This is a genomic window from Xylanibacter oryzae DSM 17970 (genome assembly GCF_000585355.1).
In the GTDB taxonomy this organism is placed as follows: domain Bacteria; phylum Bacteroidota; class Bacteroidia; order Bacteroidales; family Bacteroidaceae; genus Prevotella; species Prevotella oryzae.
In genome coordinates this window covers 1097258-1113857 of the sequence record NZ_KK073873.1, presented here as the reverse complement: position 1 = coordinate 1113857, position 16600 = coordinate 1097258, and the positions used below count along the sequence as shown (strand labels likewise).

At 37.2% G+C, this 16600-nt stretch carries 10 protein-coding genes; 4 read left to right on the top strand and 6 right to left on the bottom strand.

What is annotated here, in order from left to right; genetic code table 11:
• Positions 1-54: 54 nt before the first annotated feature.
• From gyrA to XYLOR_RS04590, 3 genes are read left to right on the top strand one after another with little or no spacing between them, the layout of a single operon-like run.
• Positions 55-2682, top strand: coding sequence for a DNA gyrase subunit A (gene gyrA / locus XYLOR_RS04600; RefSeq protein WP_036877383.1), 2628 nt, complete (start codon positions 55-57; stop codon positions 2680-2682).
• A 24-nt stretch (positions 2683-2706) separates the two neighbouring features.
• On the top strand, positions 2707-3936 hold the full coding sequence (locus XYLOR_RS04595) for a tetratricopeptide repeat protein (protein WP_036877382.1): 1230 nt from the start codon (positions 2707-2709) through the stop codon (positions 3934-3936).
• A 1-nt stretch (position 3937) separates the two neighbouring features.
• Positions 3938-5137, top strand: a complete 1200-nt coding sequence (locus tag XYLOR_RS04590) for a tetratricopeptide repeat protein (RefSeq protein WP_036877381.1) — start codon at positions 3938-3940, stop codon at positions 5135-5137.
• Here XYLOR_RS04590 and XYLOR_RS04585 read toward each other — a convergent pair whose 3' ends face one another.
• The gene (locus XYLOR_RS04585; protein WP_036877379.1) at positions 5138-6109 is read right to left on the bottom strand and encodes a glycoside hydrolase family 43 protein; all 972 of its coding nucleotides are present in this window, start codon (positions 6107-6109) and stop codon (positions 5138-5140) included.
• An 87-nt stretch (positions 6110-6196) separates the two neighbouring features.
• Between XYLOR_RS04585 and XYLOR_RS04580 the strand changes: the two genes are divergently transcribed.
• Positions 6197-7210: an esterase-like activity of phytase family protein gene (locus XYLOR_RS04580; RefSeq protein WP_036877377.1), complete on the top strand. Its 1014-nt coding sequence runs from the start codon at positions 6197-6199 to the stop codon at positions 7208-7210.
• A gap of 907 nt (positions 7211-8117) precedes the next feature.
• Here the strand turns inward: XYLOR_RS04580 and XYLOR_RS04575 are convergent.
• The 5 genes from XYLOR_RS04575 to XYLOR_RS04555 all read right to left on the bottom strand — a co-directional run bounded on the left by XYLOR_RS04575 (position 8118) and on the right by XYLOR_RS04555 (position 16583).
• Positions 8118-9290, bottom strand: coding sequence for an efflux RND transporter periplasmic adaptor subunit (locus tag XYLOR_RS04575; protein ID WP_084608519.1), 1173 nt, complete (start codon positions 9288-9290; stop codon positions 8118-8120).
• Between the two features lie 11 nt (positions 9291-9301).
• On the bottom strand, positions 9302-13687 hold the full coding sequence (locus XYLOR_RS04570; RefSeq protein ID WP_036877374.1) for a CusA/CzcA family heavy metal efflux RND transporter: 4386 nt from the start codon (positions 13685-13687) through the stop codon (positions 9302-9304).
• A gap of 155 nt (positions 13688-13842) precedes the next feature.
• Positions 13843-14193, bottom strand: a complete 351-nt coding sequence (locus tag XYLOR_RS14105; RefSeq protein WP_309477140.1) for a DUF6660 family protein — start codon at positions 14191-14193, stop codon at positions 13843-13845.
• A gap of 63 nt (positions 14194-14256) precedes the next feature.
• Positions 14257-16230, bottom strand: a complete 1974-nt coding sequence (locus XYLOR_RS04560; protein WP_051508869.1) for a YgiQ family radical SAM protein — start codon at positions 16228-16230, stop codon at positions 14257-14259.
• The gene (locus XYLOR_RS04555) at positions 16227-16583 is read right to left on the bottom strand and encodes a DUF8442 family protein (protein ID WP_036877372.1); all 357 of its coding nucleotides are present in this window, start codon (positions 16581-16583) and stop codon (positions 16227-16229) included. Before XYLOR_RS04555 ends, XYLOR_RS04560 begins: the two co-directional genes overlap by 4 nt.
• Between the last annotated feature and the right edge of the window lie 17 nt (positions 16584-16600).

The following is a 16600-nucleotide window of genomic DNA, read 5'->3' as shown; positions in this document are numbered from 1 at the left end:
GGCATTTCAGTATGCCTGTCGGAAACAACAGAAAAAACAATCAAATAAAATCCAATGGATAATACAGTAGATCAAGACAGAATTATGAAGATTAACATCGAGGAAGAGATGAAATCGTCATATATCGACTATTCAATGTCGGTAATCGTGGCGCGTGCTCTCCCTGATGTAAGAGATGGTTTTAAACCTGTGCATCGCCGCATACTTTATGGTATGCTTGGTATAGGCAACACAAGTGATAAAGCATATAAGAAATGTGCACGTGTAGTAGGTGAGGTGCTCGGTAAGTATCACCCACATGGAGACAGTTCGGTTTATGGAGCTTTGGTACGTTTGGCTCAGAACTGGAATATGCGTTACACTCTTGTAGATGGACAAGGAAACTTTGGTTCAGTAGATGGTGATGGCGCAGCTGCCATGCGTTATACAGAGTGTCGCCTTTCTAAGATGGGCGAGCATGTAATGGACGATTTGGACAAGGATACTGTGGATATGGCTAATAACTTTGATGACTCACTTGTTGAGCCAACTGTTATGCCAACCAAGATTCCAAACCTTCTTGTTAATGGTGGTAACGGTATTGCTGTAGGTATGGCTACTAATATACCTACGCATAATTTACGTGAAGTAATAGACGGATGCTGTGCATATATCGATAATCCTGAAATAGACATAAATGGTCTTATGCAATATATCAAGGCTCCTGATTTTCCAACAGGTGCATATATATATGGTATACAAGGTGTAAAGGATGCTTACGAGACAGGTCGTGGTAGAATTATACTTCGTGCTAAAGCTGAGATTGAACCGAGTGATGCGCATGATACTATTATCGTTACTGAGATTCCTTATGGAGTAAATAAAGCAGAACTGGTAAAGTATATTGCAGAACTGTCAAACGAAAAGAAGATAGAGGGTATTACATATGTTAACGATGAGAGTGGTCGTCAAGGTATGCGTATACGTATTGATGTACGCAGAGACGCCAACGCCAATGTCGTATTAAATAAATTATTTAAGATGACTGCTTTGCAGAGCTCATTCTCTGTAAATTGCATCGCTCTCGTACATGGCAGGCCAAAACTTCTTTCGCTTAGGGAATGTGTTAAACACTTTGTAGATCATCGTCATGAGGTAACAATACGCCGTACTAAGTTTGAACTTAAGAAAGCTCAAGATCGTGCGCATATCCTTGAAGCATTGATAGTCGCATGTGACAATATTGATGAAGTTGTACATTTGATACGTGCATCCAAGACACCTTCTGATGCTATTGAGGCATTGAAGAAACGTTTTGAATTCGACGACGTTCAGGCAAAGGCAATCGTTGACATGCGTCTGTCACAGTTGACAGGTCTCCGTATGGATCAGTTGCATCAGGAATTTCAAGAACTTGAGAAACTTATTGCATACCTCGAGTCTATTCTTAATGACCCTGAACTTTGCAAGAAAGTAATGAAAGACGAACTTAATGAAGTAAAGGATAAATATGGTGATGACAGACGTACAGAGATAAAATATTCAAGTGAAGAATTCAATCCTGAAGACTTCTATCCTAATGATCCTGTTGTAATAACAATCAGTCATCTTGGCTATATTAAGCGTACTCCATTATCAGAGTTCCGTGAACAGAGCCGTGGTGGAGTAGGAAGCAAGGGAGCTCATACACGTGACGAGGACTTTACAGAATTCATTTATCCGGCTACTATGCACCAGACAATGCTCTTCTTTACAAGAAAGGGACGTTGTTTTTGGATGAAGTGTTATGAGATACCTGAAGGAGCAAAGAATTCTAAGGGAAGAGCTATTCAGAATATGCTCAATATTGAGTCTGACGATAGCGTAAATGCATTCCTTCGTATAGGCAAATTTAACGATGAAGAATTCTTAAACAGTCATTATGTAGTATTTGCTACAAAACAAGGTGTTATAAAGAAAACTCCGTTGAAAGAATACAGTCGCCCTAGAACAAATGGAGTAATAGCTATTAATATTAGAGAAGACGATGAAGTTATAAGTGTACGTCTTACTAACGGTAATAACGAGATATTGTTAGCTAACCGTAACGGTCGTGCAGTAAGATTTGACGAGAGTCTTGTACGCTGTATGGGTCGTGGTTCAACGGGTGTACGTGGTATGAGACTTGATGAAGGTGATGACGAACTTATCGGTATGGTTATCGTAAATGACGCACAGACAGAGAACATCATGGTAGTAAGCGAAAATGGATATGGCAAGCGTTCTGAAGTTGACGATTACCGTAAGACCAATCGTGGAGCCAAGGGTGTTAAGACACTTTCAATAACAGAAAAAACAGGCCGTTTGGTAGCTATAAAAGTTGTTACTGACGATAACGATCTTATGATTATCAATAAGAGTGGAATACTTATCAGACTTAAGGTTGCTGATGTTCGTGTAATGGGTCGCGCTACTCAGGGTGTCCGTCTTATCAATCTCACTAAGAAGAATGATGTTATTGCAAGTGTATGCAAGGTTATGAGTTCTTCTCTTGAAGAAGTCGTAGAAGAAGAAAGTAGAAAGGAGTTCGCTCAGAACAGTGAATCAATGCCGGGCAATAGTCAAAGTGCAAATCAAGATGTAGAAGACGTCACATCAATTGATGCAGAAGACAGCAGCGACATAAACCTTGTTGACTTCGACGATGACAACAGCGAAAATTAGAATGTTAAACCAAACAAAATCGATATGAAAAAAATTATGATTATGGCACTGATGGTTGCAACAGCCTCAAGTGCGTTAGCCCAAGACGACTTGGTAAAACAAGCAGCAGGAATGACAGATAAATATGAAGAAGCTGTCAAGACAATTACACCAGCTTTGACTTCCGGCCAGACTGTAGACAAAGCAAAAGCTTGGAATACAATGGTTGATATCCAATGTGCCAAGATTTCTAAAGAGCAGGCAGAAGAGGCAAAAGGCAAAATCACCGGCGGAAAGGTTTCTTATGATACACTAGGATTGAACAAGGCCGCTGTTGAAGCTTTGAATGCAGCACTTGAGTGTGAGAATATTGACAAACAACCGAACGAAAAAGGAAAGGTAAAACCTAAATACCGTAAAGCTAACGCTGACCGTATGCTGAATGTCCGTTCAATGGTTATTAATAGTGGTCTTTATGAGTACAATCATCATAATAATGAGGCAGCTTACAAAGATTTCTCTCTGTATGTAGAGAGTGCTAATTCATCATTGTTTGAAGGCAAGGATATGACAAAAGACCAGTACATGGGTCAGGTATCTTATTATGCAGGTCTTCTGGCTTATGGAATGAAAAATTATGAAGCAGCAAACAAATATGCTGATATTGCAATGAAAGATACAGCAGTAGCAGCTGATGCAGCAGAGATAAAAATCTTTGCAATGAAAGATCAGATAAAGACAAAGCAGGATTCAATAAATTATCTTAGCGTAATTAAGGATCTTCATGCAAAGAATCCTAAAAACGAGAAGTACACAGGACTGTTGATCGATTATTACGGAACACCAGGACATGCAGAAGAGATGAAACAGTTTGCTGACGAAGAAATCGCTCGCGAACCTAACAGTAGAATGGCATGGGCATTGAAAGGCGAATATCTCATGAATAACAAAAATTGGGATGATGCTGTAGATGCATATAAGAAAGCTGCAGAAATTGATCCTTCATTTGTTCAGGTTATCTTCAATATTGGTATATGCTATAATTCTAAAGCCTTGGAGATGAATAACAAACTTGCAGATAAGATGGGACGTATGACACCCGAAAATCTGAATAAGGTAAAGGCCGTATTTGCTCAGTCTAAGATATACCTTGAGAAAGTTAAAGGTATGGATCCTAACAGAGAAAAAGTAAATTGGGCATATCCTCTTTACCAAGTTTATTATGCACTTGGTGATCAAGCAGGTGTAAAAGAACTTGAACCATTAGTAAAGTAAGATGAAGAGATTTTTTATATTACTATCAATAATATTACTTATTACACCGTGCCTGAACGCCCAAAAAAATGAGATCGTTCAGGCACGGTCTTATCTTAAAAGTGGTAAAGACATAGATAAGGCAGAGGCTCTGATGCGTGGTTTATTGACTAAACCAAGTAACAAAACCAATATAAAGATCTATCAAACTCTGTTTGAGACTGTTCGTGTGCAGTACGAGCAGTATAATGAGAATTTATATCTTAAGCAAAAGTCTGATACTGCAGCCTTGTTTAATAAGTGCCTTGATATGTTCACTGTGCTTGAAAGTTTAGACAGTATTGATGCTGCACCGGATAAGAAGGGTAATATAAAAATAAAGTATCGTGAGCGTAACGCTCAATATCTGAACGCATATAGACTCAACCTATTTTATGGTGGTGCTTATTTTATGCGTCACCAGCAGTATCAGCTAGCTTTTGACTTTTACAAAAAATATATAGATTGCAAAGACCAACCTCTGTTCAGTTCGTATAATTATTTGAAGTCAGATAAGCGTATGTCTGAATGTGCATATTGGGCAACTTTTTGTGGTTACAAACTAAAAAATCCTGAATCTATATTATTATATCAAGATTTAGCAGTTAAAGATAGTCTGCATAATGATTTTGTGATGCAATATATTTCAGAAGCGCATCTTATGCAGAAAGATACTGTGAAATATGTCAACACATTGAATACAGGTTTTAAACTTCATCCACAGTTTCCGTTCTTCTTCCCAAGACTTATAGATTATTACATGTCAAAGAATAGTCTTGACAGTGCATTAACTATCGTAAATAATGCATTAGCTGTTAATAAGAGCAGTGTGGTATATCTTTATGCGAAGAGTTCGATACTGTTAAGTATGGGAAAATACAAAGAGTCTATTCTAATAAGTGACAGTCTTATAGCTAAGGATGACAGTCTTGCTGACTCATATTTTAATGCCGGTACAGCATATATAAGTATGGCAGTTGCTTTGGATAATGCGCAAGGTACATCGACACATAAGAGTGAGATACTAAACGACTATAAGAAAGCTCGTAAATATATGGAAAGGTATAGAGAACTGGCACCTGATGAGAAAGACAAATGGGCACCGGCATTATATCGTATATATTTCAATCTTAATCTTGGAAAACAATTTGATGAAATAGATAAGATCGTTAAATCGCTATAATTATTTATTATAGCGATTTATCAGTCTTTTATATTCTTTTTTAGTTATCTGCATTACAGTCCCATGGCGAGGAGTAAAAGCGCCTTTTGTTTCTGTATTGGCAACGAATTCAAAATTATACAAATCCTTTGACTTACAGAACTGGTAATGATGGTTGCGATAGCAGTCGTACATCATGCACCATCCTCCTTTTATTAGAGGGAACAATCCTACACCCTCAACATCCTCTTTAGTCTGTTCAAAAGTACCTGGCAGCAGTTTCCATTCAGAAAACTTATGTATGTCGGTGAATGTATATTGACGTATACCTTTTTTCTTTGCACCCTCAGTCTTGAAATACAAATGATAAGTACCTGAGTCGTCTATTGCTATATCCGTATCAATGCTTGCCTGTCCATAATCGTATAGCACCTCTGGTTTACTCTCCAGGTCCGAAAAGTCTTTGTTGGCATAAGCCCAATATACCCGGTCATAAGGAATAGTTCCGTCATTAGTGAGCAGAGAGAAATATACAATATATTTTCCTGCTTTAGCGTCATATATAGTTTGTGGTGCCCACACCCTGGTTACATTTGCAAAGTTGGAACCGGAAAAGCGTGTAGTGAAGTTTACAGTGTGATGCTCCCAGTTAATCATATCTTTTGAGCGCATTAATACAATACCTCTGTTCGAGTCCCATCCCAACGAACACCTCATGTCTGTAGCAACCATGTAGAACCATCCGTCTTTACCTCTTAAAATATGGGGATCTCTCACTCCCTTTGATACAGCTATGGTATCTGACCCTATTACAGGTTTCCCGCCATTTATTGGCGTATAGTTGAATCCGTCTGCACTTGTCGCATAGCAAACCTGTTCCTGCTCAGGAGCATTGCCTGTGAAGTAAACAAACAGATAATATTTCATCTGAGATTTAGCATTTATAGCCATACAGGCTGCAACCATAATGGATAATAAAAAGTATTTTTTCATGTCAGTAGTATTTTTTTCGGATGCAAAGATAATAAATATATATCATATCAGTTTTATTATAAATGATTTTGTACTACACTATTTGATATGAGATATATAATTTTGATATTTGCCGCATCGTTTTTTGTGCATTTGAATACTTTTGCGCAATTAGAAAATCAGCATACGGTTTCGGTAATAGCACTTAAGCAACAGACATTCAGCAATACTGTTCCGGCCGGGAACTATAGTGGAATAGTGCATATAGACAGAAACCGATATGCTATAGTTGATGACAAGTCTAAAACGGATGGATTTCATATCTTTGACATTGATATAGATTCTATTAGTGGTAGAATAATTACAGTCAAACCCGAACGGTTCCTTTCAAGCGGATTGGAAAATAGAGACGGGGAGGGGATTGCTTTCAGAAAATCAGATAGCACAATATATGTTAGTGGAGAGCGTGGTAATAGAATATTGCAATATACCCTTGATGGAAAACTTACCGGTAAGGAATTTGATATACCTAAAGAGTATCTAACGGCAACAGATAATTACGGTTTTGAATCGTTGGCATATAATGATTCGACATGTACCTTTTGGACTGCCAATGAGAGTACACTAAAGATAGATGGTGAGCAAGCCACGTCAACTAATAAAGTGGAAAATACAATACGCATACAGTCTTTTGGCGATGACTTGAAACCTAAACGGCAGCTTTTATATCGTATGGATGCGCCTGTTGCTGATTCTAAATCATACAGGTATGCAATGGGCATAAGTGAAATGCTGGCATTAAATGATAACAGCTTGCTCGTTTTAGAGCGTGAGTTTTTCGTGCCGCCATCTAAACTAGGTGCTTTTGTTAATTGTAAATTGTATCAAGTATGGCCAGATGACAATACAAAGTCAGAAAAAGGGACGACTCTTTATAAGAAACTTGTTTGTGAGGTTCGTACAACTCTGTCTTTATTTAATCATTCCGTAGCCAATTACGAAGGTATGTGTCTTGGTCCTAAACTTTCAGATGGGAGACAGACAATAATAATGGTTTCTGATTCTCAAAATCAGTATGCAGGAGTACTGAAAGATTGGTTTAAGGTATTGATCTTACAATAGAGATTAAAGTCTATTTTACTTTTTCTATTATTTTTTTTTAAAATAATACCACTTTACCACTTCGCCTGTGTTTATCGGTATATCAGAAGAAAGTATATACCACTAAATACCACCCAAATGTCACTCTATTGACTTAATACAGAAAAGGTTTCCATCGTTTTAACAAAAAATCGATAGAAAAGAAGAAAAAACGAGATATTAAAAGATATCATATACTTCTATAACAATAATAGACCACATATGAGTAACATGATGAAGACACCGGCAGATATAAGGAAAAATTATGTTGGATGTTAACGCTCTTTGGAGGCTTCACGCCTCTAGCCGCTTGGCCAACCACCATGGTGTTTTTCATAGTTCTTATTTTGGATATATGGTATTTTTATTTAACTTTGTAAACAAAGAAACATATATAGAACAATATGTAAAACATTTTCCTTGTGTTAAGCAAATCAGGAAGGCTTTTATATTTCTGTAAAGTGGATCAGTAAAGCTTTTAATAATTTGTATAGTAATTCAGTAAGTATAACAACAAAGATGTATACCTAATTCAGGCATAGTCACTATGTCGGTATTAATTTTGTCAAAGCATAGCTTTTATATTCCCAAAGCATAGCTTTATGTTAGCAAAAGCATAGCTTTTAAGTGATAAAAGCATAGCTTTTGCACCATAAGTAGCCCTACTTTTTTGTTAAAAGCATAGCTTTTGGTCTGCCTCTTTGGTATTATTGACTATGACTATGCCTGAATTTGGTATATACACAAATATAAAAATATTTAGATCCATTTTTCATTTTTGAGTGGCATTTAGGTGGCATTTAGTGGTATATACTTTCTTCTGATATATCGATAAACAAAGGCGAAGTGGTAAAGTGGCATTATTTTATAAAAAATATGAAGATTCACGCTAGTCTTCTTCTCCAGCATTTTTTAAGGCAGAAAGAATATTGTAAGCACCTTTGGTTACAACCATATCTGATCGTAATCCGATTGGAAGATTTACTTGAGTGTAACCTCCATGGCTTGGCCCCTTTCGAATTTCTATCATCTTATATCCAGTGCTTTTTTCTCCATTTAAAGTTTTTGAACCTGTGCATATGAAGATGAAATCTTTTCCACCATAATTTACAAAGGCATCATCAGGCAGAGCTGTTTTTTTCACTTCATTGAGAGCTACATTTGCATTAACATACATTCCAGGCAATACATTACCGCAATTGCTGATAATTTTGGCAAGAACTTTATATGATCTGTCATTATCAATTGATTTTGTGGTCTGATATACAATAGCATGGTGTGATTCTGCTTCGTCATTAACATAAAAAGATATGTTTTGTCCTTTGTGCAGTTTGTCTATGTCCTTGTCGAATACTGTCAGTTGTATGAATAGATTTTTAATATTTACAACCTCAAACAAGTTATCTGTAGCCGAAACCATAGAACCTATTTTTGCGTTCACACTTTTTATATAGCCTGATATTGGTGATTTTATAGCTATCGAGCGAGTTATTCCACGACTAGTAAGACGACTTGGGTTTATACCTATCAGCAGAAGTTTTTGCTCATATCCACGTAACTGAATCTTCAAGGTGTTATATTCTGATGCTATTAATTGCATGTTCTTTTTTGATGAAGCATCGTTAGAGTATAGCATTCGTTGACGCTGATAATCCAAGCCTACATAATACTTTTTACTTTTTGTCTCAAGATAATTTTGTTGCAATTCTATAAAATCGTAATTTTCAATATAGGCTAATATTTGTCCTTTGTTTACTTTCGAACCAGGAATAACGTTTATGCTTCTTATCCTTCCGCCCATAGGCATTGATACAGATGCCGTATTTTGCGGCATTGCGGCTATCTCTCCATTAATTTTAAGAGTATTGCTTATAAGCCGTGTCTCTATAGAACCAATTTGTATCTCAGACATTTTTATTTGTTGATCAGTTAGTTTTACTGTGTTACTTATTGGATCTTCTGTTTTTTTATCTTCAACTTTTATTTTCTGTTTTGTACATGATGTTATAAGCATTATTAATACTAAAATTGATATTATCGTTTTACTATTATTATATTTCATAATTATTTTATTTAAAAGATTTTACCTTCAGTTGATTCCAGAGATATTACTGTCTGGTTGTAATCGTTTACAGTATCAATATAGTTCTGTTTTATATCAAAGGCTTTTGTTACGTTAACTATATATTCAGGATATGCTATTTCTCCATGCTTGTAACTGTATTCCGATTGTGATATTATCATATCAGCCTCTGGTACTGCCTGATCATGATAATATGATATAGCATTTTGTTGTTTTTCGTATTTGTATAACAACGTTTGATATTCATTCTTTATATTCTGAGCGTATATTTCGGCATCATTTTTTACAATTATCGTTTTTATCTCAGCAGCTTTTATTTTTGACTTTGATGATGAGAAAAACAAAGGAACAGATACACCGAACTGTATGCTGTTGAATCTGTCGCCTGTTCCAAAAGTACGCGTAATACCGCCAACATCTTGAGTGCCTCTTATAGTCTGGCTGCTAAAACCTATTTTAAAATCAGGAAGCATGCGACTACTCTCTAGCTTATATTCTATACCTGCGTTTTCTATCTGTTGCATAGCAAGTGCCACATTTGGGTTCTTTGATGCTGCATTGTCAACTGTCGTCGAATTATATACTATAGGTTCCAGTCTTTCAATTGAAGGGTATATCTTTTCAGATGAGTTTATTAGTGTCTGCATACGACTAGAACATATATCAATGTCTTTGCAAGTTTGAACTATACGGTTTCGGATATCCGACTGTTGTGAACATGCTGCCATATATTCTAGTTTTTTTGTTTCACCTGCTTTATAACGTATTTCAGCCATAGATGTAAAGCGTGTATATAATGTATCCTGATAACGTAAAAGCCTTAACTTTTCATTTAGATAAACCATCTGGTTATATATTCGTTTGATACTTGTTGTTATGTCTGACATTACAGCAATCCTATTGAACTCGCTGCTTTTTACATTAGCTTTTGCAAGTTTACGTTGATTTGAATACACGCTAGGCATAGAAAAAGACTGACTGATAGAAAAACTGTTATCCTTCGAATATGAATTTATCTTTCCATATTCTCCTGATAATTCTGTTTTTGGAATATCAAAAGAAGTACCGGTAATAACCTTCTGCATCTTTATGTCATAGTCTGCCGATCGTATTGTAAGGTTCTTCTCAGATGCTATGCGCAGAGCTTCGTCAAGGCTGATTCTCGTCTGTGCAATTCCGCTGACAGAATAGGCACTAAATATAATAGTAGCTATTAATACCGGAGATGATGATTTAGGTATTCGTCTGAGTATATTTCTAAACGAAAATGATGAGAAGAATATGTAAAATATAGGCAACACAATAAGTGTTAGTAGAGTAGCTGATATTAATCCACCTATAACTACTGTGGCAAGAGGTTTCTGTACTTCCGCACCTGCAGATGTTGATATAGCCATAGGGAAGAATCCGAGTGAAGCTGCTGTTGCAGTTATCATAACAGGACGTATACGTGTACGTATTCCGCATAATACGCGCTGAATAATATTTGTCATTCCCTTTTGCTCAAGGCGGTTGAATTCAGATATTAGTACTATGCCATTTAGGACTGCTATGCCAAAAAGAGCTATAAATCCTACTCCTGCTGATATTGAAAAATCCATTCCACGTAGCCACAATGCTAATATTCCACCTATTACAGACATAGGTACCGCTGTATATATTAGTAAAGCTTCCTTTACTGATTTGAATGCAAAATATAATAGTATGAATATAAGTAACAATGCTATTGGAACTGCTATAGACAATCTGGCTTTAGCCTGTTGTAGATTTTCAAATTGTCCACCGAACGAAACGTAATACCCCACAGGTAATTTAAGCTTTGCATCTATTCTGTTTTGTATCTCATGGATAATGGTTTCCACATCTCCTCCTCTGACATTAAAACCAATAGTAATACGGCGCCTTGTGTTCTCGCGTGATATCTGTGCCGGACCTTCCTTTATAGATACTTCTGCCAGCTGCTCCATCGGTATTTGTCCTCCGTGTGGTAGGGGAACAGTCAGATATCTTATATCATCAATGCTATGGCGATAGTCTTTACCCATTCTTACTACAAGAGAAAATCTTTTTTCCCCATCGTAAACTTGTCCGGCCTTACTGCCGGAAAATGCTGTACGAAGAACTCTGTTTACGTCTCCTACATTTATACCATATTGGGCTAATCTCTCGCGATTGTATTTCACTTGTACCTGAGCTAATCCGGTAACTTTCTCTACATTAATGTCTTCAACTCCAGGTATACCGGTTATAAGGTCTTTTACAATATCTGCCTTTTCTGCCAGAGAATCCAGATCATCTCCAAATATTTTTATAGCCACATCCTGCTTCGAACCTGATATCAGTTCGTTTTCGCGCATCTGTATAGGTTGTTGAAATTCAAATTTTACTCCGGCAAGTGGTGATAAAGCTTTTTGCATCTTTTCTACTAGTTCTTCACGCGTGCTGGCCGATGTCCATTGGCTCTTGTCTTTTAGCGTTATTACGTAGTCGCCTGTCTCGAAAGGCATCGGATCTGATGGTATTTCGCCGGTTCCGATTTTACATACTACATGTTTTACTTCAGGAAACTGCGACTTAATAATTCTGTTGGCTTTTTTAACCTGTTCTATAGTGTTAGATAGTGAACCGCCTTGTAGCGTTATTACGCTTGCGGCGAGATCTCCTTCCTCTAATTGTGGAACAAATTCACCGCCGAGTGTATTGAATATTGCAATGCTTACGATGAACATAGCAATGGCAGATACTGTTACAGATATTTTATGCCTTAGTGAAAAGTGGATTATAGGTCTGAAAAACAAATATATGCCTTTCATAATTTTTTCGGAAAGCTTAGACTTATTCGTTTGCCGTTTTCTTAAAAGTAGTGCAGAAATTACCGGTATATATGTAAGTGATAATATCGTTGCGCCTATTAGTGCAAAAGCAACGACTTCTGCCATTGGACGGAACATCTTACCTTCTATGCCGACGAGTGTCATTATTGGAATATATACAATGAATATTATGATCTGTCCGAATGTGGCTGAACTCATCATACGTTTGGCTGACTGAAAAACGGTCTCGTCCATTTCTTTTGCAGATATCGTCGACTGTTTTGGATTCTTGTAACGGGTACCGCTGATATTCGAAACGACACTTTCGACAATTATCACAGCACCATCTACAATAAGTCCGAAGTCTATTGCTCCAAGACTCATAAGATTGCCTGACACTCCGAACAGGTTCATCATTGATACGGCAAAAAGCATCGCCAGAGGTATGACTGATGCTACAATAAACCCTGCTCTTGCATTGCCTAGAAAGAGTACTAGTATGAATATCACAATCAAGGCACCTTCTATCAGATTACGTGCTACGGTGCTAATCGTTCGTTGCACCAGATCGGCACGGTTAAGGTATGGTTCTATTTTAACTCCTGCAGGAAGTGTCTTTTGTATCGTGTTTATCTTGTCCTCAACATTCTTTATCACGTCTTTGGCATTAGCGTCCTTCAGCATCATAATAACACCGCCAACACCTTCTTCCGTATCAGATACGAAAGCACCATACCGTGTGGCATTTCCATAATTAACATCTGCAATATCCCTTATGAGTATTGGCATACCTGAATCATTGTTTTTGACAACGATATTCTCTATGTCGCTTATTTTTTTGATTAGTCCTATACCGCGGATAAAATATGCAGACTGTCCTTTTTCTATATAAGCGCTACCTGTGTTTTCGTTATTGTTTTCCAAAGCCGTGAAAATGTCATTAAGAGAAAGGCCTGCACTCTTCATTCTGTCGGGATTGACGGCAATCTCGTATTGCTTTACGAACCCCCCATAGCTGTTTACATCGGCTACTCCCGGTGTGCCAAGCATAGCTCGTCTTATTGTCCAGTCTTGAAGTGTGCGAAGATCCATTGGGGTGTATCTATTCTCATATCCTTTTTCTACTTTAAGTCTATACTGATATATTTCACCAAGGCCTGTGGTAATTGGTGCCAATGATATGTCTGCAATACCTTGAGGAATTGTATTCTCTGCATCTTTAAGGCGTTCGCTTATTTGCTGACGAGCCCAGTATATGTCTACATCGTCTTTGAATACTATTGTAATTACCGATAGCCCTAATCTTGATATTGACCTGAGTTCTATAGTGTGTGGAATATTTGCTACAGCTGATTCAATTGGCGCTGTTAATGAACTTTCTACTTCTTGTACGGCCAGTGACGGCGCGTAGGCTATAACCTGTACCTGATTGTTTGTTATGTCTGGTGTTACATCTATCGGAAGTCTTGTCAGAGAGTATATCCCACATCCGACAATAACGGCAATAAAAAGACCGACAATGAACTTGTTATTTAAAGAAAAACGTATTATACGCTCTATCATAATAATAAATAAATTTTGATGATTAATATTTTGTGTGCAAAAATACAGAATATATTATACAACTAAGTTGCATCTGATATATGCCAGTAAATAGACACCCACAGCCTCATCAATATACGATGAGGCTAGTGTAATAAAATTAGAAGTATTTATTATTAGATAGTTCTTGGCGGTTGTAGAACTGATCTTATCGCACTCTGAGTGGTGCTAGAAATGTATAATGTATTGTTATCTTTAGGCAATGTATTCTCAATAAAGTCAATGCTTATTTCTTTTATCTGAGCTACTGCTGCCATGCAACAGTTGCAAACACATAAAGGAGAGCAATCGTCAATACCATTTTTGTGATTTTCATTATTTTGAGCTTGTACATTTTCTATCATTGCTTTGTCTTTATTTGCACAATAGTGTATATCTGCACACGGTTTAACAGTGAGCATTATAAGATAAATGCATAATATGTAGACAAATGCTTTAATATCTGTGTATTTTTTAATGATATGCAAAAATAATCATATAGCGGCAAACTACAAAAAGTATGATGCACCCTATATGATTATTTAACATCTTTACCAGCGTTTATTTTTTCTTTCTATTCCGGGTTTCCCTCTTCGATTGTGTGTATTATTCTTATTCTCCGTTTTCTCATGCCTGTCAGTTTCTGGTTTGTTGTCTGAAAATTTTCCTTTTTTCTCAGCTGAGAATTGCTTATTACGTTCTCCGCTGTAAATCTGACTGATAAGGTCTGTTCTGCCAATCTTACGCAGTTCATTCTCAATGTTTCTTCTTTCTTCTGGCTTATACCAGAAAAAGAATTGACGCTGTGCCAATTTTTCACGTGGTGTCTTCGCACTGAATACCGGTTCAAGTGTGTATGGATCGTATCCTGTATACCACGTCTCTGTACTTACAGTCATTGGAGTAGGGGTAAAGTCCTGTACCTGTTCCAAATGGAAGTCCAGACGTTTTGTCAATGCTGCGAGTTCTGCCATGTCCTCTTCTTTACATCCAGGATGACTGCTTATAAAATATGGAATGAGTTGTTCTCGTAGATTTTCTTCACTATTAATTTTATCGAATTCACGCTTGAACTCTTCGAATTGTTTAAAACTAGGCTTTCGCATCAGTCTCAAAACATTGTCGTTTGTGTGTTCAGGTGCTACTTTAAGTCTGCCGCTTACATGATTGCATATCAGCTCTTTAGTATATTGACGTGCCGCTTGGTTGGCGTGTTCGTCCTTACTCTTGTACAATAATAAATCGTACCTTACACCACTACCTATAAAACTTTTTTTGATACCCGGCACAGAATCAACAGCATGGTATATTTCAAGCAGTTTAGTATGATCTGTGTCAAGATTAGGACATACTTGGGGATTTATACAACTAGGCTTTTTACATTTCTCGCATATGTTCTTGTTTCTTCCACCTAATCCGTACATGTTGGCAGAAGGTCCACCAAGGTCAGATAAGTAACCTTTGAAATCAGGTAGTTCCATAACTTCCCTGACTTCTTTTAGTATGCTTTCCTTACTTCTACATACTATGAACTTGCCTTGGTGAGCACTGATAGTGCAGAAAGCGCATCCTCCGAAGCATCCTCTATGGATATTGACAGAAAACTTTATCATCTCATATGCCGGAATACGCTTACCTTTGTATTTAGGATGTGGCAGACGTGTATATGGATACTCAAAAGTTTCGTCAAGATCTTTTGTGCTCATAGGAGGGTAAGGTGGATTTACCACAGCATAGATGCCGTCAACCTCCTGAATAAGTCGCTGAGCGTGCATCTTGTTAGACTCTTCTTCAATATGGCGGAAATTTTCTGCTTCAGCCTTCTTATTGCGAAGACACTCTTCATGAGAGTGCAACAAAATATCAGAGTCATTAATTCCGTTTGGAATGTCCTCTTTTGGTGATAAGTAAACCGTTTGTGGTATATCCTTGATCTCTTTTATGTCTTTACCATCTGATAACTCATTACATACAGCTATAATAGGCTTTTCACCCATACCATAGATAATCATGTCAGCATTTGAATCACAAAGAATGCAACGCATCAATTTATCCTGCCAGTAATCATAATGAGTGAGTCTACGCATTGATGCTTCAATACCTCCTAAGATTACAGGAACATCAGGATATATCTCTTTTAATATCTTGGTATATACGATTGTTGGATATTCTGGGCGACAGTCATGCCGTCCATCAGGGCTATATGCATCTTCTGAACGAAGTCTACGGTTAGCCGTATATTTATTAACCATTGAATCCATACACCCTGGAGCAACTCCAAAAAACAGACGAGGGCGACCAAGCTTTTTGAAATCTCTATAATCGCCGTGCCAGTCTGGTTGCGGTACTATTGCCACCTTTAATCCCTGTGCCTCAAGAGTTCTACCAATAACGGCTGCTCCAAATGACGGGTGATCAACATATGCATCTGCAGAGAAGAGGATTACGTCAAGTTCTGACCATCCTCTTAACTCTACTTCTTTTTTTGTCGTCGGTAACCAATCGGTTAATTTGTATTCTTTCATTTAGTAAATTGAGCGGAGTCTTCTAGTGCTGCTTCTACTGCAGATTCTTCTCCTGCTATCTTTTTGTTTTTCCAATTTATGAAAAGCAAGACGAGCTGTTGCAGTCCGAAGGCTTTCATATTTGAGTTATATATTACATCTAGACATAGGTCTAGCAGTTGTTTGTCTTTACCTGATTCTGACTCAAGTAAAGAACGGACGTTTAGTTTTAGTTTTTCCAAAACCTGTTCGTCTACATATCCATTACTGTCAATAAGTCCTTTAAAAAATTCGTACTTGTCGATAGTGCTAAGATGTTCGTCTTTTACGATAATGTTTCTTGTTCCAGAAACGTTTGCTTGAATTTTGTACATAATATAAGGTTTCTAAA

Coding starts and splice junctions, on each gene's coding strand:
- gyrA (WP_036877383.1), top strand. CDS start 55: ATGGATAATACAGTAGATCAAGACAGAATTATGAAGATTAACATCGAG.
- XYLOR_RS04595 (WP_036877382.1), top strand. CDS start 2,707: ATGAAAAAAATTATGATTATGGCACTGATGGTTGCAACAGCCTCAAGT.
- XYLOR_RS04590 (WP_036877381.1), top strand. CDS start 3,938: ATGAAGAGATTTTTTATATTACTATCAATAATATTACTTATTACACCG.
- XYLOR_RS04585 (WP_036877379.1), bottom strand. CDS start 6,109: ATGAAAAAATACTTTTTATTATCCATTATGGTTGCAGCCTGTATGGCT.
- XYLOR_RS04580 (WP_036877377.1), top strand. CDS start 6,197: ATGAGATATATAATTTTGATATTTGCCGCATCGTTTTTTGTGCATTTG.
- XYLOR_RS04575 (WP_084608519.1), bottom strand. CDS start 9,290: ATGAAATATAATAATAGTAAAACGATAATATCAATTTTAGTATTAATA.
- XYLOR_RS04570 (WP_036877374.1), bottom strand. CDS start 13,687: ATGATAGAGCGTATAATACGTTTTTCTTTAAATAACAAGTTCATTGTC.
- XYLOR_RS04560 (WP_051508869.1), bottom strand. CDS start 16,230: ATGAAAGAATACAAATTAACCGATTGGTTACCGACGACAAAAAAAGAA.
- XYLOR_RS04555 (WP_036877372.1), bottom strand. CDS start 16,583: ATGTACAAAATTCAAGCAAACGTTTCTGGAACAAGAAACATTATCGTA.